This window comes from Streptomyces spirodelae (assembly GCF_017676385.1).
GTDB lineage: Bacteria > Actinomycetota > Actinomycetes > Streptomycetales > Streptomycetaceae > Streptomyces > Streptomyces spirodelae.
On sequence record NZ_JAFFZN010000003.1, the window covers coordinates 14913 to 38988 of the forward strand.

The 24076-nt window shown below is 72.0% G+C and carries 13 protein-coding genes; 9 read left to right on the forward strand and 4 right to left on the reverse strand.

Annotated elements, in window-relative coordinates; all coding sequences use genetic code 11:
• Nucleotides 1–2: 2 nt before the first annotated feature.
• Nucleotides 3–587 (reverse strand): GNAT family N-acetyltransferase, encoded by a 585-nt coding sequence (locus JW592_RS04285; protein ID WP_209263522.1) that lies wholly within the window; start codon nucleotides 585–587, stop codon nucleotides 3–5.
• Nucleotides 588–815: 228 nt separating this feature from the next.
• Here JW592_RS04285 and secA point away from each other — a divergent pair, with 228 nt between their 5' ends.
• Nucleotides 816–3671 (forward strand): preprotein translocase subunit SecA, encoded by a 2856-nt coding sequence (gene secA / locus JW592_RS04290; protein ID WP_209263523.1) that lies wholly within the window; start codon nucleotides 816–818, stop codon nucleotides 3669–3671.
• A 181-nt stretch (nucleotides 3672–3852) separates the two neighbouring features.
• Here secA and JW592_RS04295 read toward each other — a convergent pair whose 3' ends face one another.
• Nucleotides 3853–4326: an Rv3235 family protein gene (locus JW592_RS04295; protein WP_229375193.1), complete on the reverse strand. Its 474-nt coding sequence runs from the start codon at nucleotides 4324–4326 to the stop codon at nucleotides 3853–3855.
• A 285-nt stretch (nucleotides 4327–4611) separates the two neighbouring features.
• Between JW592_RS04295 and JW592_RS04300 the strand changes: the two genes are divergently transcribed.
• The 4 genes from JW592_RS04300 (at nucleotide 4612) to JW592_RS04315 (ending at nucleotide 14113) form a co-directional block, all read left to right on the forward strand.
• A complete protein-coding gene (locus JW592_RS04300; protein WP_209263524.1) occupies nucleotides 4612–5151 on the forward strand; it encodes a DUF6912 family protein in 540 nt (179 codons plus the stop codon).
• A gap of 83 nt (nucleotides 5152–5234) precedes the next feature.
• Nucleotides 5235–5972, forward strand: coding sequence for an HAD family hydrolase (locus JW592_RS04305; RefSeq protein ID WP_209263525.1), 738 nt, complete (start codon nucleotides 5235–5237; stop codon nucleotides 5970–5972).
• A gap of 479 nt (nucleotides 5973–6451) precedes the next feature.
• Nucleotides 6452–11506, forward strand: a complete 5055-nt coding sequence (locus JW592_RS04310) for an NAD-glutamate dehydrogenase (protein ID WP_209263526.1) — start codon at nucleotides 6452–6454, stop codon at nucleotides 11504–11506.
• A 291-nt stretch (nucleotides 11507–11797) separates the two neighbouring features.
• Complete coding sequence (locus tag JW592_RS04315) at nucleotides 11798–14113, forward strand: hypothetical protein (protein WP_307805286.1); 2316 nt, start codon at nucleotides 11798–11800, stop codon at nucleotides 14111–14113.
• On the opposite strand, the gene JW592_RS04320 is transcribed toward JW592_RS04315, so the two are convergent.
• Nucleotides 14071–16635 carry a glycosyltransferase family 4 protein gene (locus tag JW592_RS04320; protein ID WP_209263527.1) on the reverse strand — a complete coding sequence of 855 codons (2565 nt, stop codon included), beginning with the start codon at nucleotides 16633–16635 and terminating at the stop codon, nucleotides 14071–14073. The two genes, JW592_RS04315 and JW592_RS04320, sit on opposite strands and share 43 nt — an antisense overlap.
• A gap of 197 nt (nucleotides 16636–16832) precedes the next feature.
• On the opposite strand from JW592_RS04320, the gene JW592_RS04325 reads away from it, so the two are divergent.
• The 3 genes from JW592_RS04325 (at nucleotide 16833) to JW592_RS04335 (ending at nucleotide 21079) form a co-directional block, all read left to right on the forward strand.
• Nucleotides 16833–18068: an acyltransferase family protein gene (locus tag JW592_RS04325; protein WP_209263528.1), complete on the forward strand. Its 1236-nt coding sequence runs from the start codon at nucleotides 16833–16835 to the stop codon at nucleotides 18066–18068.
• Entirely contained in the window at nucleotides 18068–20029 is a 1962-nt protein-coding gene (locus tag JW592_RS04330) for a hypothetical protein (protein ID WP_209263529.1), read from the forward strand. Before JW592_RS04325 ends, JW592_RS04330 begins: the two co-directional genes overlap by 1 nt.
• 138 nt (nucleotides 20030–20167) lie before the next feature.
• Nucleotides 20168–21079 carry a class I SAM-dependent methyltransferase gene (locus tag JW592_RS04335; protein ID WP_209263530.1) on the forward strand — a complete coding sequence of 304 codons (912 nt, stop codon included), beginning with the start codon at nucleotides 20168–20170 and terminating at the stop codon, nucleotides 21077–21079.
• 54 nt (nucleotides 21080–21133) lie between these two features.
• Here the strand turns inward: JW592_RS04335 and JW592_RS04340 are convergent, their stop codons facing one another.
• On the reverse strand, nucleotides 21134–22981 hold the full coding sequence (locus tag JW592_RS04340) for an arabinofuranosyltransferase AftB family protein (protein WP_209263531.1): 1848 nt from the start codon (nucleotides 22979–22981) through the stop codon (nucleotides 21134–21136).
• A 335-nt stretch (nucleotides 22982–23316) separates the two neighbouring features.
• Between JW592_RS04340 and JW592_RS04345 the strand changes: the two genes are divergently transcribed.
• Nucleotides 23317–23952 (forward strand): acyltransferase, encoded by a 636-nt coding sequence (locus JW592_RS04345; RefSeq protein WP_229375194.1) that lies wholly within the window; start codon nucleotides 23317–23319, stop codon nucleotides 23950–23952.
• Nucleotides 23953–24076 lie beyond the last annotated feature (124 nt).

A 24076-nucleotide genomic window follows, 5' to 3' on the forward strand; every position in this document is an offset into this window, starting at 1 on the left:
CGTCAGGCCCTCGACGGCAGATAGGGCGTCTCCAGCCCGTACCCCCGGTCCGAGGGGAGCAGCGCGGCGATACGGGCGTCGCGCCGTGTCCCCCTGTGCACGATGCGTGCCCGCTGGATGCCCTCGTCCACGAATCCGAGCCGCAGCGCCACGGCGTGCGACCCCGCGTTCTCGACCTGGGCCACCCACTCCAGGCGCTCCACCCCCAGCGCGGTGAAGGCCCACTCGACGACCGCGTGCCCGGCCTCGGCCGTGTAGCCCTTGCGGCGGTGGTCGCGGGCTGTCCAGAAGCCCAGTTCGGCCTGGCGTTCGGCGGTGCGCAGCAGCTCGAGCCGGACCAGGCCCATGGAGCCGACCAGCTCGCCGCCGTGGGTGAAGAGGCCGAAGTTGTACATGGTGTCGTCCCGCCAGCCTGCCGGGCACGTGGTCCGGACGAACTCCTCGGCGTCCTTGCGCGTGTAGGGCTCGGGCACGGGGACGTAGCGCTGGATGTCCGGATCGTCACATGCTGCGGCGAGTGCTGCCTCGTCCCGCTCCTCGAAGGGGCGCAGCACGAGCCGCTCGGTGTGGAGTGTGAGGGGTTCCATAGCCTGATTGTGCCGTCGGGCTTCCCGGCACCTTCGGGCGCTCCGGCACGTTGGGGGTACAGGGGCAGTCGTCCCTCGCATACGATGGCCGGTGCGGTATTGGCCCTCGGCAAGGAGAGGACCTCGGTGATCACTCGCCGGATCCGGTGATCTTCGCCGAATCCGCAGCCACCATCCGCACTGACCGTGCAGACCGTGCCAGGCCCGACCGGCAAGGAGCCACCCTAAGTGTCCGTCTTCGGCAAGCTCATGCGTGCAGGTGAAGGGAAGATCCTGCGCAAGCTGGACCGCATCGCGCGGCAGGTGAATTCCATCGAAGAGGACTTCGTCGACCTGTCGGACGCCGAGCTGCGGGCACTCACGGACGAGTACAAGGAGCGGTACGCCGACGGCGAGAGCCTGGACGACCTGATGCCGGAGGCATTCGCGACCGTCCGCGAGGCCGCCAAGCGGGTGCTGGGCGAGCGGCACTACGACGTGCAGCTGATGGGTGGCGCGGCGCTGCACCTCGGGTACGTCGCCGAGATGAAGACCGGTGAGGGCAAGACGCTGGTCGGCACCCTGCCGGCGTATCTGAACGGGCTGTCCGGCGACGGCGTGCACATCGTCACGGTCAACGACTACCTGGCACAGCGCGACTCCGAGTGGATGGGCCGTGTGCACCGCTTCCTCGGACTGTCGGTCGGCTGCATCGTCGCCAACATGACCCCGGCCGAGCGCCGCGAGCAGTACGCGTGCGACATCACCTACGGCACCAACAACGAGTTCGGATTCGACTATCTGCGCGACAACATGGCGTGGTCGAAGGACGAACTGGTCCAGCGGGGACACAACTTCGCCATCGTCGACGAGGTGGACTCCATCCTCGTCGACGAGGCCCGTACTCCGCTGATCATCTCCGGCCCCGCCGACCAGGCCACGAAGTGGTACAGCGACTTCGCGAAGCTGGTCAAGCGCCTGGAGAAGGGCGAGCCCGGGGACCCGCGCACCCAGAAGCCGGAGACGGGTGACTACGAGGTCGACGAGAAGAAGCGCACGGTCGCCATCCACGAGTCCGGCGTCGCCAAGGTCGAGGACTGGCTGGGGATCGACAACCTCTACGAGTCGGTCAACACCCCGCTGGTCGGCTACCTCAACAACGCGATCAAGGCCAAGGAGCTCTACAAGAACGACAAGGACTACGTCGTTCTCGACGGCGAGGTCATGATCGTCGACGAGCACACCGGCCGTATCCTCGCCGGCCGCCGCTACAACGAGGGCATGCACCAGGCGATCGAGGCCAAGGAGGGGGTGGAGATCAAGGACGAGAACCAGACGCTCGCCACGATCACCCTCCAGAACTTCTTCCGCCTCTACAACACCCTCTCCGGCATGACCGGTACGGCGATGACCGAGGCCGCCGAGTTCCACCAGATCTACAAGCTCGGCGTGGTCCCCATCCCGACCAACCGGCCGCTGGCCCGCAAGGACCAGGCCGACCTGATCTACCGCACCGAGGTCGCCAAGTTCGACGCCGTCGTCGACGACATCGTGGAGAAGCACGAGCAGGGGCAGCCCATCCTGGTCGGCACCACCTCGGTGGAGAAGTCGGAGTACCTCTCCAAGCAGCTCACCAAGCGCGGCGTACCGCACCAGGTGCTCAACGCGAAGAACCACGAGCGCGAGGCGCTGATCGTCGCCGAGGCGGGCCGCAAGGGCGCCGTCACGGTCGCCACGAACATGGCGGGCCGCGGTACGGACATCAAGCTCGGTGGCAACGCCGAGGGCATGGCCGAGAACGAGCTGCGCGAGCGCGGACTGGACCCGAACGAGCACCCGGAGGAGTGGGCGGCCGCACTGCCCGCCGCGCTGGAGAAGGCCGAGAAGTCGGTGAAGTCCGCCGTGGACGAGGTCAAGGAGCTGGGCGGCCTCTACGTGCTGGGCACCGAGCGCCACGAGTCCCGCCGGATCGACAACCAGCTGCGCGGCCGCTCCGGCCGTCAGGGCGACCCGGGCGAGTCCCGCTTCTACCTGTCGCTGGGCGACGACCTGATGCGGCTGTTCAAGGCGCAGATGGTCGAGCGCGTGATGTCGATGGCGAACGTGCCCGACGACGTCCCGATCGAGAACAAGATGGTGACCCGCGCCATCGCCTCCGCGCAGTCCCAGGTCGAGCAGCAGAACTTCGAGATCCGCAAGAACGTCCTCAAGTACGACGAGGTGCTCAACCGGCAGCGCGAGGTCATCTACGGCGAGCGCCGCCGCGTCCTGGAGGGCGAGGACCTGCACGAGCAGGTGCGGCACTTCATGGACGACACGATCGAGGCATACGTCCAGGCCGAGACCGTCGAGGGCTTCGCCGAGGAGTGGGACCTGGAGCGGCTGTGGGGCGCCTTCAAGCAGCTCTACCCGGTGCAGGTGACCATCGAGGAGCTGGAGGACGCCGCGGGTGACCGCGAGGGGCTGACGGCCGACTTCATCGTCGACGCCATCAAGGACGACATCCACGAGCAGTACGACAAGCGCGAGAAGGAGCTCGGCTCCGAGATCATGCGTGAGCTGGAGCGGCGCGTGGTGCTGTCGGTGCTGGACCGCAAGTGGCGCGAGCACCTCTACGAGATGGACTACCTCCAGGAGGGCATCGGTCTGCGCGCGATGGCCCAGAAGGACCCGCTGGTCGAGTACCAGCGGGAGGGCTACGACATGTTCCAGGCCATGATGGACGGCATCAAGGAGGAGTCCGTCGGCTATCTGTTCAACCTGGAGGTCCAGGTCGAGCAGCAGGTCGAGGAGGTGCCGGTGGAGGAGGCGGCCCCGGCGCCGTCCCTGGAGAAGGAGGGCCCGAGCGACGCCGTGCCGGCCGGCGCGGGCGCCGGCCCGGCCCCCGCGATCCACGCCAAGGGACTGGACCAGCCGCAGCGCCCCGACCGGCTGCACTTCTCCGCTCCCACCGCCGAGGGCGGTGTGGTCGAGCGCGACCTCGACACCACGGACACCGGTGCCCCGGCCGACGGTGCGGGTGGCGGTCCTGTGCGGTCGCCTGCGGACGGGCTTACGCGGGCCGAGCGGCGGAAGGCGCAGAAGGGGCGCAAGAAGCGCAAGTAGCACGTAGCGCTGTTGGCGTTGATTGATGCGAGGGGCTGGGCACGTGGTGCCTGGCCCCTTGTCGCGTTTGTGGGTGCCCCTTGCTGCGGAGTGCGGGCTGCGGGGGCTTTGTGGGTGGGCGCGCCCACGCGGGGGAGCCGCACATGGACACAGCCCCGCGCCCCTGACGGGGCGCGTGTGGTCATGGCCTGGTGTCCAGTTCGATGGCTGTGCAGCGCCAGCGGTTGTCGGGGCACCATTCCAGGCGGAAGGCCATGGCGCGCTGATGGGCGCCGGTGGAGATGCGGGCGAATGCCTCGATGACACCGGCCCTGGGCTGGGTGCCGCGGGCCTCCAGTACGGCGGGGGCCGTGCGGTCCGCGCCCCGGGGCCGGAGCGGGGCCTGCGGCGCGAGCGCTGTCAGGCGGTCGTAGGCCGGGCCACGGGCGTAAGCGAGGAGCGTGTGGACGGGGCTCTGGCCGCTGAGCACCAGCAGCAGGCGGTGTGCGAACCAGAACGGGGGCCGGCGCTCCCGGGCGCGTTGCGCCGCGGCGCGCAGTGCCGCGTCCGCGGGGCGGCGGCTGTCGCGCCGGGTCGGGGGCCGGGACGGCGCGGTGCGCGGGGTGCGCCTGCGCGGCTGGCGTCCGGATGCCGACTCGGAGACGGGCGTCGTCATGGGTCCCCCGTGGAGGTGTGCCGGGCCCGGGCAGATCGATACCGGGCGGTAACTGGCTGGACGGCAACGGTTGTAGCGGTGCGGCGCTGCGTGCCGCAATGTGCGGGGGTGGGCGGGTCGGGGGGCCGGGAAAGTTCCCCTATCTGGGGGAGACGGGCGCTGTGTGTTGCCTTTGCGCGATCTCTACCTGCGGGTTTGTACGGCCGCTGGGGAGGGCGGCGGGGACGGTGGGCCCGTATGCTGACGGGGCATACGGTCCCCGGCGATACACGAAAGCGGCAGCCCATGCGTGTCTATGTCCCCCTGACCCTGCCCGCACTGAGCGAGGCACACGGCGCGGGCGAGCTGGGGCCGGCGCCCGTCGAGGCGTACGCGGTCACCCCCGGGCTGCGCGAGTGGTGGGGTGCGGAGGACGAGGAAGAGCTGGAGTACGCGGCGCTGCGGCAGGCGGCGGCCGCCTCCCTGCGGCTGCTGGCCGAGCAGTACGAGGCCGCGCGGCGCCGGGTGGTCGTGGTTGCCGAGGCCGCCGACGCGACCGTCTCCGTTGCCGAGGGGGAGACCGGCGCCGGGGAGGAGACCGGGCCCTGGAGCGGAGACGACGAGAGCGCTGTCGGCCGGGTGCGGCTGAGCGCCGCCGTCCCGCTGACCAAGGCGGCCGCGGTCCACCTCGACGCAGAGGACGCGGTCGAGGATGTGACGGCGGCCCTCGGCGCGCTGTCCCCGGCCCTGAGCGGGGATGAGAAGGCACAGCGGGTCCTGGAGCGTGCCGACGACCACGAACTGCTGTGGTTCGCGACTCAGGAGATCCCCGCTCTGGTCGGCTGACCAGCGGTTTCGCTCCGTTTCGCGGTCCGGGGCCGGTAAAAGCGGCTGTCGCGTTGTCAGTGCCTGCCCCTACGGTCTTGTGCATGGTCCTCGGGCGAAAACAGGAGTCCGCACACATCGTGTGGGACTGGAACGGCACACTTCTCCACGACATCCACACAGTCCTCGAAGCCACCAACGCGGCGTTCGACGAGCTCGGTCTTCCGGCCATCACGCTGGAGAGATACCGGGAGATGTACTGCGTCCCGGTGCCCCGTTTCTACGAGCGGCTGATCGGCCGGGCTCCCACCCGGAACGAGTGGCTGGTCATGGACGAGACCTTCCACCGGCACTACTGGGCCCGGATCGGCGACGCGGGCCTGGCCGAGGGCGCCGCCGAGCTGCTGGCGGCGCGGCAGGCGGCGGGCCACACCCAGTCGCTGTGCTCGCTGGCGCCGCATGAGCGGCTGCTGCCGCTGCTGCGTACATATGGCATCGACGGGCACTTCGTACGCGTCGACGGCTCGGTGGGTCCTTCCGGTGGCGGCAAGGCGGCCCAGATGGTGCGGCACCTTTCGGAGCTCGCCGGTGTCGAGCCCGGCCGGACGGTGGTGATCGGTGACGCCGTGGACGATGCCCTGGCGGCCGCGCACGCGGGCGCCAGAGCGGTGCTGTTCACCGGCGGCTCCCACAGCAGGACCAGCCTGGAGGAGGCCGGGGTCCCCGTGGTCGACACCCTGCACGAGGCCGTGGAGACGGCGGAGCGACTGGCGGCACGAGCGGATGAGGAGGCTGCCGGGGCTGAGGCGGCCGGGACCGAGGCGGCCGGCGCCGAGGCGTAGCGGACGGTACGGGGGCGGGTGCCGGGAAACGCAATGGGTCGGGCGCCGGGCTGCTCGGGGGGAGTGTGTCAGAGGTCTCCATGGCCGGCGGCCCCGGGCTGGAACCACAGACGATGCCGGTACCGTCTGTGTCGACGTGCCCCCTGATCGCCGCTTTGCCGAGAGTTTCCCCGGCCCTTCCCCCACTGGCCGGATCGGCGAAGATGATCTCGGTGCGCTCGCTTTCTGTACAAATGAGGCCCATGACGCGCCGGTGCCCATGGGCGATAGCCTTACCTACGTGATCAGCGCGATATCCACCGGAGGATCCGCCCTCGGGCGCCCCTCCGTACAGCGCCCCCCGCAGGACAGCGGGCGGGGCGCCGCTGGTCGTCTCTCCCGGCACAGCGGCGGACCCGAGCGGACACCCCGCGCCATTCCGGTGCCGTGCCTTCATTTTCCCGACGTCACGCAACGGCGCGCGACAGGAGCCAGAGGACATGCAGAGCAAGCTGGATGAAGCAAAAGCCGAGCGGCTGGCGGAAGCCGCTCGGGTGGCCGATCAAAGCCCGGCCCAGGGACGTCACCCGGTCCAGGGGCCCCGCGACGACGCCCTTGGCGCGTATCTCCAGCGGTACTACCTGCACACGGCGCCGGAGGACCTCGCCGACCGCGACCCGGTCGACATCCTCGGAGGCGCACTCGCCCACTACCGTCTCGCCGAGGAGCGGCCGCAGGGCACGGCCAATGTGCGCGTCTACTCGCCGTCGATCGACGAGAACGGCTGGTCGTGCACGCACTCGGTGGTCGAGATCGTCACCGACGACATGCCGTTCCTGGTCGACTCGGTCACCAACGAGCTCTCCCGGCAGGGCCGCGGTATCCATGTGGTGATCCACCCGCAGATGGTGGTCCGCCGGGATCTGGCCGGGAAGCTGCTGGAGGTGCTCTCCGTCGGCCGGGACGACATCGCGCAGATGCCGGACACCCAGCTGCCGGACACCCGGGCCACCGGGACCGAGAAGCCCATGGGCAGGAAGAAGGGCAAGGTCCGGAAGGCCGCGGAGGGTGAGCTGCCGCACGACGCGGTGGTCGAGTCCTGGATCCATGTGGAGATCGACCGCGAGACCGACCGCGAGGACCTCAAGCAGATCGCCGCCGACCTGCGCCGCATTCTCTCCGATGTGCGGGAGGCCGTCGAGGACTGGCAGAAGATGCGTGGCGCGGCCCTCCGGATCGCCGATGAGCTGCCCGGCGAGCCCACCGACGAGCTCCCCCAGGAGGAGATCGAGGAGGCCAGGGAGCTGCTGCGCTGGCTGGCCGACGACCACTTCACCTTCCTCGGCTACCGCGAGTACGAGCTGGACGTCGCGGGCGGGCGCGAGGGCGGCGACGGGAGTGAGGGAGGCGAGGAGCTGAGCCTCGCCCCGCTGCCCGGCACGGGTCTGGGCATCCTGCGCGCCGACCCGCAGCGCACCACGGAGGAGAGCCACCCGGTCTCGCCGTCCTTCAACCGGCTGCCCGCCGACGCGCGGGCCAAGGCGCGCGAGCACCGGCTGCTGGTGCTCACCAAGGCGAACAGCCGCGCGACTGTGCACCGCTCCTCGTACCTGGACTATGTGGGCGTCAAGAAGTTCGACGAGGCGGGGAACGTCATCGGGGAGCGCCGCTTCCTGGGCCTGTTCTCGTCGGCCGCCTACACCGAGTCGGTGCGCCGGGTCCCAGTCGTGCGGCGCAAGGTCGCCGACGTGCTGGAGAGCGCGGGCTTCACACCCGACAGCCACGCCGGGCGTGACCTGCTGCAGATCCTGGAGACCTACCCGCGCGACGAGCTGTTCCAGACCTCGGTCGAGGAGCTGCGGGCGATCGTCACCTCCGTGCTCTACCTCCAGGAGCGCCGCAAGCTGCGGCTCTTCCTGCGCAAGGAGGAGTACGGGCGGTACTACTCGGCGCTGGTCTACCTGCCCCGCGACCGCTACACGACCGCGGTGCGGCTGCGGCTGACCGAGATCCTCACCGAGGAGCTGGGCGGCACCAGCGTCGACTTCACCGCGTGGAACACCGAGTCGGTGCTCTCCCGGCTGCACTTCGTCATCCGGGTGCACCCCGGCGCCGAGCTCGCTGAGCTGACGGACGCCGAGGTCGAGCGGATCGAGTCCCGGCTGGCCGAGGCGGCCCGCTCGTGGGCGGACGGCTTCAACGAGGCGCTGATCGCCGAGTGCGGCGAGGAGAAGGCCGCGGAGCTCTCGCAGAAGTACGCGCGCGCCTTCCCCGAGGGCTACAAGGCCGACTTCCCGCCGCGCGCCGCGGTCGCCGACCTCCAGCGCCTGGAACAGCTCGTGCGCGGTGGCGAGGAGAACGACTTCGCGCTGAGCCTGTACGAGCCGGTCGGCGCGGGCCCCGGCGAGCGCCGGTTCAAGATGTACCGGACCGGCAGCCCGGTCTCGCTCTCGGCCGTGCTGCCGGGGCTGCAGGCGATGGGCGTCGAGGTGGTGGACGAGCGGCCGTACGAGCTGCGCTGCACCGACCGTTCGCACGCCTGGATCTACGACTTCGGGCTGCGGATGCCGGACGGGCAGCGCGGTCTGGAGGAGGAGACGCGGGAGCGCTTCCAGGAGGCGTTCGCCGCGGTGTGGACAGGGCGCGCGGAGAACGACGGGCTGAACGCGCTGGTGCTCTCCGCCGGGCTGACCTGGCGGCAGGCGATGGTGCTGCGCGCCTACGCGAAGTACCTGCGGCAGGCGGGCGCTCCCTTCAGCCAGTCCTACATCGAGGAGACGCTGCGCGGGAACGTGCACACCACGCGGCTGCTGGTCAACCTGTTCGAGGCCCGGCTGGACCCGGCGCGCAGGTGGGCAGGGCACGAGCTGACGGACGGCATCCTGGAGGAGCTGAACGGGGCGCTGGACCAGGTGGCGAGCCTGGACGAGGACCGCATCCTGCGCTCCTTCCTCACCGTCATCAACGCCACCCTGCGCACCAACTACTTCCAGCGTGACCCGGACGGCGAACCGCACACCTATGTCTCGATGAAGCTGGACCCGCAGGCCATCCCGGACCTGCCGGCGCCGCGCCCCAAGTACGAGATCTGGGTGTACTCGCCGCGGGTGGAGGGCGTCCACCTGCGGTTCGGCAAGGTGGCGCGCGGCGGTCTGCGCTGGTCCGACCGGCGCGAGGACTTCCGCACCGAGATCCTGGGGCTGGTCAAGGCGCAGGAGGTCAAGAACACCGTCATCGTCCCGGTGGGCGCCAAGGGCGGGTTCGTCGGCAAGCAGCTGCCCGACCCGGCCGGCAACCGCGACGCCTGGCTGGCCGAGGGCATCGCCTGCTACAAGACGTTCATCTCGGGCCTGCTGGACGTCACCGACAACCTCGTCTCCGGCGAGGTCGAGCACCCCAAGGACGTGGTGCGGCACGACGAGGACGACACCTACCTCGTCGTCGCAGCCGACAAGGGAACCGCCACCTTCTCCGACATCGCCAACGAGGTCGCCGTCTCCTACGGCTACTGGCTGGGCGACGCCTTCGCCTCCGGCGGTTCGGCGGGCTACGACCACAAGGGCATGGGCATCACCGCGCGCGGTGCCTGGGAGTCCGTCAAGCGGCACTTCCGGGAGCTGGGCCACGACACCCAGACCGAGGACTTCACCGTGGTCGGCGTCGGTGACATGTCCGGTGACGTGTTCGGCAACGGCATGCTGCTGTCCGAGCACATCCGGCTGGTGGCCGCCTTCGACCACCGGCACATCTTCCTGGACCCCGACCCGGACGCGGCCACCTCCTACGCGGAGCGCCGCCGGCTGTTCGAGCTGCCCCGCTCCTCCTGGGCGGACTACGACGCCAAGCTGATCTCGGCCGGCGGCGGCATCCACCCGCGCAGCGCCAAGTCGGTGCCGATCACCCCGCAGGTGCGCGAGGCGCTGGGTATCGAGTCGGGCATCACCAAGATGACCCCCGCCGAGCTGATGCGGGCCATCCTGAGCGCCCCGGTCGACCTGCTGTGGAACGGCGGCATCGGCACCTACGTCAAGGCGTCGACGGAGAGCGACGCGGACGTCGGCGACAAGGCCAACGACGCGATCCGGGTGGACGGCCAGGACCTGCGGGTCAAGGTCGTCGGCGAGGGCGGCAACCTCGGCTGCACCCAGCTCGGCCGGATCGAGTTCGCTTCCAACGGCGGACGGATCAACACCGACGCGATCGACAACAGCGCCGGCGTGGACACCTCCGACCACGAGGTGAACATCAAGATCCTGCTGAACTCCGTGGTGGCCGACGGCGACATGACCGTCAAGCAGCGCAACGCCCTGCTGGCCGAGATGACCGACGAGGTCGGCGAGCTGGTGCTGCGCAACAACTACGCGCAGAACGCGGCGCTGGCCAACTCGCTCGCCCAGGCCCCCAGCCTGCTGCTGGCCAGCCAGCGGCAGATGCGCAGGCTGTCCAAGGAGGGCAAGCTCGACCGGGCGCTGGAGTTCCTGCCCTCGGACCGGCAGATCCGGGAACGGCGCGGCAACGGCCAGGGGCTGACCCAGCCGGAGATCGCCGTGATGCTGGCCTACACGAAGATCAACATCACCGGCGAGCTGATCACCACCTCGCTGCCGGACGACCCGTACCTCGAACGGCTGCTGTACGCCTACTTCCCCAAGGCGCTGCGCGACCGGTTCGGGCAGCAGATCGCGGGCCACGCGCTGCGCCGCGAGATCATCACGACGCTGCTGGTCAACGACACGGTCAACACCTCCGGTTCGACCTTCGTGCACCGGATGAAGGAGGAGTCGGGCGCTTCCACGGAGGAGATCGTGCGGGCCCACACCGCCGCACGCGCCATCTTCCGGCTCGGCGACATCTGGGACGAGGCCGAGTCGCTGGACAACAAGGTCGCGGAAGGGGTCCTCACCGACATCCGGCTGCGCTCCCGGCAGCTCGTCGAGCGCGGCACGCGCTGGCTGCTCAACAACCGCCCGCAGCCGCTCGCGCTGGCCGACACCATCGAGCTGTTCTCCGACCGGGTCGAGGAGGTCTGGGCCCAGCTGCCCAAGCTGCTCAAGGGCGACGACCTCAAGTGGCACCAGCGGGTCTACGACAAGCTGTCGGGCGCCGGTGTCCCGGCGGACCTGGCGCTGCGTATCGCGGGCTCGGCGGCGGCGTTCTCCGCGCTGGACGTGGTGGCCGTCGCAGGCCGTACCGACAAGGACCTGATGGATGTGGCCGAGGTCTACTTCGATCTGTCCGACCGGCTGGGCATCACCCAGCTGCAGGGGCGCGTCAGCGAGCTGCCGCGCGCCGACCGGTGGCAGTCCATGGCCCGCTCGTCCATCCGTGAGGACCTGTACGCGGCGCACCAGCTGCTGACGGCCGATGTGCTGGCGGCGGCCGACGGCGGGGCAACTGCGGAGCAGCGGTACCAGGCGTGGGAGGAGAAGAACCACGCGATCCTCGTCCGCGCCCGGGCCACCCTGGACGAGATCCAGGCGTCGGAAACGTTCGACCTGGCGAACCTGTCGGTGGCAATGCGGACGATGCGCACTCTGCTGCGCAGCAACCGCTGAGGCAAGCTTCGCGGGGCAGCCATTCGGGGGCGCGGGGAACTGCGCGACCAGCCACGACGTAGCCGCACTCGGCTGACTGCACCGGCCCCAGCGGTGCTGGTCGCACGTTCGGCCGCGTACCCCGCGTGGGGGCTGCGCTTGCCCACCCTGCGCCCCTGGCGCAGACTGCCCAAGCTTCGCGACAAGCCACAGCGCGCCCGCAGAGGGGCGACGGGATCAGCCCCAGCGGCGGTGACACGTTCGGCCCTCGGCGGCGTGACGTGCCGCCGAGGTGCTGCCTACCGTCAAAGGGTGGGTGCGCTGGTGGACGACGTGTTGGGGCGTCAACGCCGTGCCGCACTGGTCCGCTCCCGGACCAGTGCGGCTGGTGCGCTGCTGCTGCTCGCGGTCGGCTACCTGCTCCAGGTGCTGGGCATCGCGGACCGGCACGTGCTCCTGGTCGTCGCAGGCGCAGCGCTGGGTCTGCTGACCGAGACGCTGCTGGCCTTCCGCGCGGGGCGGATGGCGTGGGAGCTGCGCAGGGCCCAGTTCACCCCGCCCGCACGGCAGCTGCTGCGGGACGGGCTGCTGCTCGGCGGACTGGCCAGGCTGGAGGTGCTGCCCCCGGGCGGGACGGGAGCGCTGTTGCTGGGCGGCGTGCTGCTGTGCTGGACGGCGCACTTCCTGTGCCAGTCGGTCGTCGGCGCGGTGTACACCAGGCGGCTGCTGCCGGTCGTCACCCGGAACATCGACGCCTCGGCCCTGCACCTGTCCCCCTCGCCGCCCGCCCTGTTCGCCCAGCGCGCTGCGCTGCGGCCGATGGCCGTCTCCACGCTGACGACCGCTGCCATGTGCGTCTCGGCCCTCACGGGCGACCTGGGGTGGGCGCCGGCCGTCGCCTGGTGCTGCGGCGTCGGGGTGCTGGCCGGTACCGGGTGGCTGGCCACCTGGCTGCTGCCCGGCAAGCGGGTCGCGGGGGAGGAGGAGGTGCTTGCCTGGCTGGACGGCTGGCTGGCCGAGTACCGGCCGACCGTCGGGATGTATTTCTCGGGTGGCGCGTCCTCCGCGTATCAGGCGAACATGTGGCTGAGCACGCTGGCCCAGCTGGACGGGCGGCCGGTGATCGTGCTGCGTGAGCGGTTCATGGTGCAGAAGATCGACGCCACCGACATCCCCATCGTCTGCATCCCCAAGGTCGCCCACCTGTTGCGGCTGGAGCACTCCACGCTCAAGGTGCTGCTGCACCCGGCCAACTCCGGCAAGACCGCGCAGGTGCTGCGCATCCCGACCCTCAAGCACGCCTTCATCAACCACGGCGAGTCCGACAAGTTCTCCTCCTGCAACCCCTACGCCAAGGCATACGACCAGGTCTGGGTCGCCGGAGAGGCCGCCCGCGAGCGCTACCGGCTCGCCGAGGTCGGGGTGGACGACAAGGACGTGGTCGAGGTCGGCCGCCCCCAGCTCGCCCCCATCGAACCGGCCGGTGCCCGCCCGGTGGGCAACCGCGCCGGATATCTGACCGTTCTCTACGCGCCCACCTGGGAAGGCTTCACCGACGACCCGGGGAACACCTCCGTGGTGGTGGCGGGCGAGAACATCGTCAAGGCGCTGCTCGCCGACCCGAAGGTGCGGCTGCTGTACAAGCCGCACCCGATGACCGGCACCATCGACCCGCGCGCCGGGGCCGCCGACCGGCGTATCCGTGCGCTGGTCGAGGAGGCCGACGAGCGGCGGGGCGGCGCGGCACCGGACCCGGAGGCCGTTGCGGCGCTGGAGGAGGCGGCCCGCGAGGTTCGGGCGCTCACCCGCGCCGACTTCGGGCCGCGCGCCGACGAGGTGGAGCGGATGCTGCGCCAGTCGGCGCCAGAGCCGGGCCGTGCCCGGGCGGCGGACGAGGCGATCCGGGCGTGGGAGGCGGCATACTGGGCGGCGCAGCACGGCGGGCGCCACCAGATCGTGGTGGGTCCGCGCCCGGGGCTGTTCAGCTGCTTCAACGAGGCGGACGTCCTGGTCTCGGACGTCTCGTCCGTCGTCTCCGACTACCTCAGCAGTGAGAAGCCCTACGCCGTCGCCAACACCAGCGGCATGGACGACGACAGCTTCCGCGCCGCCTGCCCCACCGTCCGCGCCGCCATCATCCTCGGCCCCGACGGCTCGGGGATTCCCCGACTGCTGCGCTCCGTGCGCCATCCGGAGGAGGACACGCTGGCCCCGGCGCGCGCCGCACTGAAGGTCCGGCTGCTCGGTCCGGCCGAGCCGCCCTCGATCGTCCGCTTCAATCGCGCGGTGCGTGAGCTGGAGCTGGCGGCCGAGGCGAGGGAACAGCGCTTGCGGTCGGCCGACTCCCGGGCGGAGCGGCGCGAGCGGGAGCCGGAGCCCGTGGGGGAGCCGGACGCGATGCAGGGGCCGGACCCGATCCAGGGGCCGGGCCCGATGCCGGAATCGGCTCTGACGCCAGGGCCGGAGGCGAGGCCGGACCCGGGCCCGATGCCGGAGCCGGCTCTGGCGCCGGGTCCGGGGACGACGCCGGGTCCGGGGACGACGCCGGAGCCGGATCAGGCGGTGACGCCGACGTCGACGCCGGATCAGGCTTCGGCCGAGGCGCTGGGGGAGGACGAGCGGCGCTGAGGGTGCTGCGCGTCGGCGGCGACGGGGCCTTCAGCGGCCCGCTCCCGCCCGTCCGCCACAAGCTGCGTCGCCGGAGCCGGAGCCGGAGCCGGAGCTGACGCTGACGCCGACGCCGACGCCGACGCAGTTTCCGGCTCCCGCTGTGGTGCTGCGGGCGGGGCGAGGGTCTTCAGCGCCAGGACGAGGTTGTTGTTGAGCGAGAAGTACAGCTGGACGGCCAGGTCGGTCCCCTCCAGCCGGACACGCGGGACGACATCCGTCTTCTTGCGGTCCGCGAGATCGCCCAGCAGCCTGCCCAGCCGTACTCGTTCGGGGCCCAGGCCCGGGCGCAGCCACAGGTCCCACACGCCCTCGGGGGAGCCGTCGGCGAACGCGGCAGGCAGCTCGAAGGGCAGCTCCAGGCGCACCATGCCGCTCTCGTCCCCGGTGCCCCGGCGGCCGGGGAACTCGAATGCCTGGCCCGGGTTGTCGCGCGGCACCGCCATCAGCACCGGCCCCCCGGAGAGCTCCACGGTACGCCGCGACAGCGCCGGGCCCTGGGTCTGTCCGTAGAGCCTCGCCGAGAGCATATAGCCGTGTTCGCCCAGCTCGATCGAGGTGACCTCCGCGTGCCGGGCGCGGCACCAGCTGCGCAGCGCGAGCCAGCCGTCGCCGGTGGCGTACGGAATCCACGGCTGGAGGGCGCCGTCCTGGGCGAGCGGCGGGGGGAGGGACAGCAGCCGTGCCGTCTCCACCATGAGCGCTTTGACCCGCTTGCTCCGGCCGTCCGAGACCCGCTCGACGAAGACGTCCCACCGCGCCTCGAACAGGTGCACCTCCTCGCGGGTCAGCCGGAGTGCGACCCAGCCGTCCCCGTCCGCGTGGCTGAGGGGCGGCAGCGGAACGCGTACCGGTGTTTCGCCGTCGTGGTGCCGGGGCCGCAACAGCAGTACCGCCGCCGACCGGGGGAGGGAGTCGGCGCGCAGCCGTACCAGCAGCGCCCCGTCCCCCTCGGCCCGTACGTGGGCCACCGGGCGCCGCAGCCCCTTGGCGGCGCTCTTCTGCCGGGTGGCCCCGTTTCCCCGCACGGCCCGCACGAGGGGGCGCAGGGCGGGCCGCAGCGCGCTCGGCACCAGACGGCGCGCCGCCCGTTCAAGCCGCGTACGCCGGGCGGTCGGCTTGGGCCGGGAGAGCTGGACGCTCGGCTCGTCCGGTGTGTTCGACTCGGCGCGCGTGTTTCGCCCGGCGTGCGTGCTCCGTGTGTCCGGGGCGCTCGGCGCGTCTTGTGCGCCGCCCCCACCCGGCACGCGCCCACCCCCGCGCGGGTCCGGACTCGTTCCCGTGCCGGACGGGGCAGCGGCCGCTCCGGCGCCCGGGCGGCCCGTCAGCAGGCGGGTCATCAGCTCCTCGTACTCGCCCGCGATGCGCTCCGGGCTGTAGCGGGCCGCCTTGCGCAGCGCTGCCTCGCCCATCCGGGAGCGGAGTGCCGGGTCCTCGACCAGGTGCAGGAGGGCGTCGGCGTAGGCGCGTACGGTCCTCTCCTCGCTCTCGCCCAGCGGGGCGAGCAGCCCGTCCACGCCGTTGGCGATGATCTCACCCGGACCGTACGGGCAGTCCGTGCTGACCACCGGGACCCCGCAGTGCATGGCTTCCACCAGGGTCATACCGAACGACTCCGCGTCCGAGGAGACGGCCGCGACGGCGCCCTTGGCCCACTCGGTCTCGATGGGCGAGTGGGCGCCCATCAGGAGCGCGCGGTCGTGGAGGCCGAGTTCGTCGAGGACGGTGCGCAGCGCTTCCTGTTGCGGACCCCGCCCGTACAACCGCAGCGACCAGTCCGGGTGCTTGTCCGCGACGAGCGCGAAGGCACGCAGCAGCCGGTCGTACCGCTTGACCTTGATGAGCCGGCCCGCGGCGACGACGAGCTTCGACTGCCCGTCGGAGGGTTCCACCTGCGGCACCGGTACCGCGTTGGGCACACAGACGATCTCGGCCCGCACGCCGGGAAGTGCCGCGCGGTAGTCGGCGGCATCCGCGTACGAGACGGTGACGAACGCGTCCAGGTGTGCGAGAGCGGCGTCCTGGTGGGTGCGGATGTGGTCGCTGTGCATCGCGTGGGTGAGATGTTCCTGCCCGATGCGCACATAGCGGTCGGTGCCGTACGCGGCGAGGTAGTCGTTGATCTTCGGCCGGGTGCCGATGACGACGTCCGCCTCCAGATTCTCCAGCAGCTCCTTGACCCGCAGGTCGCCCAGGCGTGTGGAGATGCCGCGCTCGAAGTGGTCGCCGCCCTCGGTGAACCGCTCGCTGTGCAGGCGGTAGGCCGGGTCGTCCCCGTCGTAGCGGGGAGAGGAGGGGCGCAGATCGATGAGCGAGGTGAGGGTGACGCGGGGGTCGAAGGTGAGTGCGGGCTCATGGCGTGACCGGCGGAGGCTTACCACCTCCACCTGGTGCCGCTCGGCAAGCGCTCCTGAGAGGTTCACCGTCGACCTGATCGTCCCGCCGATTCCATAGGCGTTGTCCAGCAGGAACACGATCTTCATCCGCGGCTTCCCCTTCTCTTTCCTGCTCGCTTCCGCGCTGCGCTGCTGCGCCGCGTGCGCGGAGTCAGCGTTTCCTCCGACTATTTGAGGGGTGGAAAGGGAGGGGATGCGTTCTTAACACTCGTATGTCCCTCGTTCGGCCCCCGCAGCGGCATGCCGCGATCGAATGAGGGCAGGCCGCGCCTACTGTCAGATCAATGGCCCCGAAGATCATCGACCCAGCCGACCCGGATGACACCGGGGCCTGCGGCGCGCCCGATGGGACCAGGGCTTCCGATGGGGCCAGGGCTCCCGATGGGGCCAGGGCTTCCGATGGGGCCAGGGCTCCCGATGGGGCCAGGGCTTGGGCGTCGGAGCCTGCGTACGGGGACACGTGCCAGGTCCGGCCTTACCGCAGCGATCGGGACCCGTTTCTCGACAACGCCAAATTCCTGCTGATCGTGCTCGTGGTCGTCGGCCACATCTGGCCGATGGGCCTCGTCGAGGGTTCCCGTACGGTCAAGGCCGCCTACCTGTGGATCTCCTCCTTCCACATGCCTGCCTTCATCCTGCTGAGCGGTTACTTCTCGCGCGGTTTCACCGGGCGGCCCGAGCAGATCCGCGGACTGCTCACCAAGGTGCTGGCGCCCTACCTGGTCTTCGAGGTGCTCTACACGGCGGTGGAGGCCGTCGCCTGGGGCAAGCCGTTCCAGCTGACGCTGACCGAACCGACGTTCGTGTGCTGGTTCCTTGCGGCGCTCTTCGTCTGGCGGCTGACCGCCCCCCTGTGGCGCGTGATCCCCTGGCCGCTGCCGGTCGCCGTGCTCGTCTCGCTGGTGGCGGGCACCTCCACCCTCGGGGACGACCTCGCACTGCCCCGGGTGCTGATGTTCTGGCCGTGGTTCGTCCTCGGACTGGCCCTGCGGCCCGCGCACTTCGCACGGCTGCGCGAGAGCCGCGTACTGCGGTACTGCGCCCCGCCGGTGCTGGTGGCGGGCGGCGTGGCGGCGTACGCGCTGGCGCCGGGCACCGATGTGCACTGGCTGTGGATGAGCTACGGGCAGGCGGACCTGGGCGTGAGCACCGCGGCCTATCTGCTGGTACGGCTCGGGCTGTTCGCGGTGACGGCGCTGATGACCGGCGCTTTCCTCGCCCTGGTGCCCCGGCGCGCCCTGTGGCTGACCGCGCTCGGGGCCGTGACGCTGTACCCGTATCTGCTGCACGGACTGCTGACCACTGCCGCGCACGCCTACGGCTGGGATGCGCCGCTGCGCCCGCTGGGCCCCTTCGGCGCGGCCCTGCTGACGGCCTGCGGAGCCGCCGTTGCCGTACTGCTGTCGACCGCGCCCGTACGGCGGCTGGCGCGGCCTCTCATCGAGCCACCGGTGCCGGGTCTGACCCGGCCGCGGCGCCGGGGGAACTCGCCCGGAACGAGTGAGCCAAGGACGGCGTGATGGCCTGGGACCCTTTCACCGACCCCTATGTGACGGACCCCTTCGCGGCGGCCCCCTCCACGGCCGACTCCGCCGCGCCCGACACCCCCACAGCGGCCACCTTCTCGGCGCCGACCGCCTCGACCGTGGGGCACCTGGCCCAGCCTGGGCACCGCACCGCGGCGACCGGCGCGGTGCCCAGGGCCGGGACGGACGTGGGCGCACCGGCGGCGGGCAGCGGCTTCGCTGAAGCGGGCGGTTTTGCCGAGCCGGGCGGTTTTGCCGAGCGGAGCGGCATGGCCGACCGGAGCGGTGTTGCCGAAGCGCCCCCGGGCGCGCTCCCGCCCCGCGCCGGGCTTCCCGCGCCCGCTGCCGCGCCGCCTTCCTCGGGCACCCGGCATCCGGCAGACCGTCGGGGAGCGCCCGACCTGCCGGAGGCGGCAGGCTCGCGGAGCAGGCGCAAGGCCGCGCGAACCGGCCCGGAGGCTCCGACGGAGGCGCGCACAGAGGCGCGCACCGAAGCGCGAACAGGGGCGGTCACCGGCGCGCGTGCGGGCGTCCGGGCGCGGCTGCGGCGGCCCCAGGGGGCCTCGGCGATGGGCCGGGCGGGCGCGCGCGACCCGTTCCTCGACAACGCGCGGTTCCTGCTCGTCGTCCTCGTCGTCCTCGGACACAACTGGGCGCCCGTCGCCGACGCGATGCGCGGCGTGGAGGCCGCCTCCCTGCTGCTGTACTCCTTCCACCTCCCCGCGCTCGCCCTGCTGTGCGGCCACCTCTCGCGGAGCTTCACCGGGCGGCCCGAACAGCTCCGCAGACTGCTCAGCCACGTGCTGGTGCCCTATCTCGTCTTCGAGGCGGCCTACGCGGGGATGGACACCCTCTTGTGGGACCGGCCGTTCACCGTCTCGCCGACCCGGCCGGCGTTCGTGTGCTGGTTCCTTGTGGCACTGTTCGTCTGGCGGCTGACCGCGCCCCTGTGGCGTGCCGTGCGCTGGCCGGTGTTCTTCGCGGCCGTGGTATCCGTCGGTGCCGGGTTCACGGACCTGGGGGAGGAGCTGGCGCTGCCCCGACTGCTGATGTATTGGCCGTGGTTCGTTCTCGGACTGCGGTTGAGCTCCGAGCAGCTGCGCCCGTTGCGGAGCCGCTCCGCGCGCAGATGGGCGCTGCCCGTGATGGCCGCCGCCGCGGCCGGTGCCTGGTGGGCCGCGCCCCTGGTGAGCCGCGAGTGGCTGCTGATGGAGGCGGGAGCGCAGGAGCTGGGTTTGCCGCCGATGCTGTATGTGGGCGTACGGCTGGGGCTGTTCGCTGTCGGTGCCGTGCTCGTCGCCGCGTTCCTCGCGCTCGTCCCCGCACGCCGCACCGGGTACACCGTGCTCGGCGCGTGCGCGCTCTACCCGTTCCTGCTGCACGGGCTCGTCGTCGAGGCCGTCGAGAAGGCAGGCGGGTACGAGGCGGTGCTCACCGGCGGACTGCTGGCGGTGGTGGGCACCACGGTGCTGGCCGGCGGGCTCGCCGTGCTGCTGGGGCTTCCGCATGTGCGGCAGGTGCTGTGGCCGCTGGTGGAGCCGCCCTTCCCCGGCTGGCTGCGCGGACGCCGGAGCGCGTCCGACGCGGCGGCGTCCGGCGCGGCGCCGGAGAGGGCGGAGCCGGACGCGACGGCGCGCGGGCGGCGGGCGCCGCAGGTGGGGGACGAGGGGCCCGCCTCCGACTGGCCGGTCTCCGATTGGCCCACGTCCGAACGGCCGGCCTCCGACTGGCTGACGGCGGACTGGCCGGTCTCCGACCGCCCCGGCTCCGACCGCTCCCGTGCCGACTGGCCGGCGGCGGACTGGTTCGGCGAGGACTGGCGCACGGACGACCGGCACCCGGCGGGCCCGCCCCCGGCAGGCCCGCCTCTGGCCGACCGTCCCGGAGCCGGGTGGGCCGCGGTCGGCGGCCGCCCCGCGGCGGCCCGGGCAGGCGGGGCTCCGAACGGGGGCTGAACGCCGGATGGCTGCCGAACGGCAGGGTGCCGAAGCTCTGCCGATCGGCGCCGCCGGGGCGTGCGACGGGTCGCCCCGGCGCTTTATACAGGGCCCAGGCCCCCCACGTACGTACCGTCCCAAGGAGATCCCCTCCCCATGACGACCACAGCCACGTCCGGTCAGGCTCCCCCCACCGAGACCGACGGTCTGCCCCGGCCCGGGACCTTCGACGAGGTGCCCGGCTGGTTCTACCGGACGGACCTCATCCTCTTCGACTGGTTCCTCAGCCGGCAGCGGGACCTGCGGCACCACGGCGACCTGCTGGAAATGGGCGCTTACATGGGCAAGAGCGCCGTGCTCATGGGGGCGTACCTGCAGGCGGGGGAGCGCTTCACCGTCTGCGACCTGTTCGACGACCCCGAGGCCGCGCCCGACGAGGCCAATGAGCGCGAGATGCAGCGCTCCTACTCGACCCTCACCCGGCGCGCCTTCGAGGCCAACTACCTCTCCTTCCACGACGAGTTGCCGCGGATCGTGCAGGCGCCGACAGCCGTGGTGCCCGGCGAGGTGGCCGACGGAAGCTGCCGCTTCGTCCATGTGGACGCCTCGCATCTGTACGCGCACGTGCACGGGGACATCGCGGCGGCGCGGGACGTCCTCGACCCCGAGGGAATCGTCGTCCTCGACGACTACCGCTCCGACCACACCCCCGGCGTCGCCTGCGCCACCTGGCAGGCCGTGCTGGAGGGCGGACTGCGGCCGGTGTGCGTCTCCAGCCACAAGTTCTACGGCACCTGGGGCGACCCGCGGCCCTGGCAGGACGCGCTCCACGCCGAGCTGAAGGAGCGCGGCAAATGCTGGCTGCAGTGGCAGCAGGTCGCCGGGCAGCGGCTGCTGCTGGTGGGAGCGCGCAAGGCCGCAGCGCCGAGCCTTCCCGTCTCACGGCACGCCCCCGCCCCGAGCCTCGTGCCCGGGAGGACCGCACCCCGTGCCGCCGCGGCCCGCCGCCTGGCCGCCGACCTTCTCCCACCACTCATGACCCGCGCCCTACGCCGCGCCCGCCGCTGAACCGGACCACCACTCCGTCTCCCTCTCTCCCCGGGCCGTCGGCAGCGAGCCGGCTCAACAGAGGTGGCGTTCCGCCTCCATCGGGTTCGGGGGGAGGCGCAGGTGGGTGCGGGACCAGGCGCCGGTGAGGTTGGTCCAGAAGCGGCCGGGGGTGAGCGGGGCGCGGACGGAGGCGAGCAGTTCGGGGACGGGGCCGCAGGTGAGGGCGTGCCGGGCGGCCGCGACATGGCGGGGGTCGACCCCGTCGGGGACCGGTGTGCCCGGTGCTGTCAGATCGGCGAGGACCCAGGCGCGGTCGAGCGGTTTCTCGTGCCCGGCCTTGGTGTGGGTGACCGGCTCGGTGTGGGCGCCCAGCGGGTTGCCGAGGCCGAGGAGGTCGACGACGTGACCGTCCAGGGGGAGGGCTGCCCCGGCCAGGCCGAGCCGTGCCTCCGCCGCCGCCACCGGTGCCTCGACCCGTGGCGCCAGCCGCACCCGTGGGAACCCGGCGTCGCGGGGCAGCCGCAGCACCAGTGCGTGCGTGCCCCGCCTCACGGTGCGCCGGGTCACCTGGGTGAAGTCGCGGGGTGCCGCGAGGTGGTCGTGCTGGCTCACGGGGTGCTGTGCGCCCAGGGCCTGCTGGTAGACGGTGTGGGAGTCGAAGATGATCCGCCCGTCGTCGGGGCTCTCCAGCGGTGGGCGGAGCGCGAGCAGGCAGACCAGGCCCCAGATGCCCACCCCTGAGGCCAGGGCCGCCGCGGTGCGTCCATACGGCAGCAGGAAGACCGGCAGCAGCACCAGGAAGAGCGCGGGCAGCACCATCCTGCCGTGCATGAAGTCGCCGCCGACCTTGACGACGAAGAGGGCCGACAGCAGCCCGGCCACCACGGGAGCCGCCACCAGGGCCGCGTCGGCGGTGCGCACCGGCCGCACGGGCCGGCCGGCGGTGCGCCGTACCACTTCGCGCAGTCCGAAGGCGGCGAGGAGGCCGAGCGGCACCCACAGCGCGTACGGGACGAGGGTGTTGACCAGGTAGGTCCAGCCGTATCCCCATTGGGTGCCGGAGGCTTCCTTGGCGATGGCCGGGAGCGGTACGAGCACGCCGTAGTACCCGGCGCGGAAGATCTCGTAGCCGAGGGGGAGTGCGGCGGCCGCGCCCGCCCAGCCGAGCGTGGTGCGCAGCGGGGGCCGCCACATCAGCCAGAGGGCGGCCAGGAAGACGACGCCGACGAGGGCGAGGTCCGGCCTGACGAGCGGGCCGAGGCCGAGGGCGAACGCGGTGGCGGTGAGCGCCGGTCCGGGTGCGGGGGCCGTGAGCGCCTGGGCGGGCGTGGCGGCGCTGGAAGCGCGCGGCGGCGCGGCGGCCCGGTCGAGAGCCGCGCGGGCGCGGACCAGCAGCCACCAGCAGCCGCCCAGGTAGCCGAGGGAGAGCCCGGTCTCCAGCCCTGAGGTCGCGTAGTCCCAGGTCGCGCACAGCGGCAGCAGCACCAGCACGCCGACGGGCAGCAGGGCGCCGGCGGGACGGCGGAGGCGGATCATCCGGCGGGTGCCGTCCAGGGCGAGCAGAAAGCCCGCCACGGTGAACAGCAGTCCGAGGACGACGGCGAGCCGGAGCGGGTCGTCCACTCCGGGGAGGGTGCTGCCGGCGGCGAGCAGCCACTGCCACAGCGTTCCGGTGGAGGTCTCGGCGCGCTCGCCGACGTTGTAGACGGGGCCGTTCCCGGCCAGGATCTGCCGAACGGTGCGGGTGTAGATCAGTGCGTCGTCGTTGGTCCAGCGGTGCCGGTACCCCATGACGAGGACCGTCGCGCCGCAGGCGGCGACAGCGAGCGCGTTCCAGCGCTGGGCCAGCGTGCCGGGCAGGCCGAAGGCCCGCGGCCCCTCGGCAGGCCGGGGGACGGGGATCTCATCGGAGCTGGACATGGGCCAACCATCCCTCCGGCTCCGCCGGGCCCCTCGGGTGCGGCGCGCCGCCGGGTGGCCGCTCACCCGGCTGGAGGAGCGCCGGAGACGGGAGAGGGGCGTGGCGGGGCACTGATGACCGGAGCAGAACCGGAGCAGAACCGGAGCAGAACCGGAGTGCACCGGACCGGAACCGGAGTAGAAAGCGAGCCCTTATGCCTGCCCCCGATGCCACCCCGCCCCCGTCCCCGACCCCGGCCACCCCCACCCCGCCGACCCCGACTCCGGCCACCCCGACCCCCACCCCGGCTTCCTCCTTCCGTCCCCCGCATCACACACGTGGCGGCTTCCGGGCGATGCCCGGGTCGCAGGTCTCCGAGGAGGCGGTCGTCGGTGACGGGAGCACCGTGTGGGAGCTGGCGCAGGTGCGCGAGGGCGCCCGGCTCGGTGCGGAGTGTGTGGTGGGCCGTGGTGCCTACATCGGCGCGGGCGTCCGGATCGGGGCGCGCTGCAAGCTGCAGAACCACGCCCTCGTCTATGAGCCCGCGGTGCTGGGTGACGGTGTCTTCGTGGGGCCGGCCGTCGTACTGACCAACGACCGGGCGCCGCGCGCGGTGGAGCCGGACGGTGCGCTCAAGCGGGCGGGGGACTGGGAGCCGGTGGGGGTCACGGTCGCCGACGGGGCGTCGCTCGGCGCGCGGTCGGTGTGTGTGGCGCCGGTGCGGATCGGCCGGTGGGCGATGGTGGCGGCCGGGGCCGTGGTGACGGCCGATGTGCCCGACTTCGGGCTGGTCGTGGGGGTGCCGGCGCGCCGTGTCGGCTGGGTGGGGCGGTCGGGGGTGCGGCTGCGTCCGGTGCCGGGGCGTGCCGGCGAGTGGGAGTGCCCGCGGACGGGCGAGCGGTACCGGGAGGAGGGCGCTCCCGAGGCTGCCGCGTCCCGCGCCGCGTCCTCCGATGCCGTCACGCTCCGCGAGATGACGCCTGTGGAGTGACGCTGCGTAGAGAATCGTGGGCCTTGCCCCAGGGAGTTGATAGGCAATACGGGTGATTTGTACGTAAATCATGCAATAAGGTGGCCGAATCCGGGACCACATAGGGGTGAATCTGCCGGGGGAA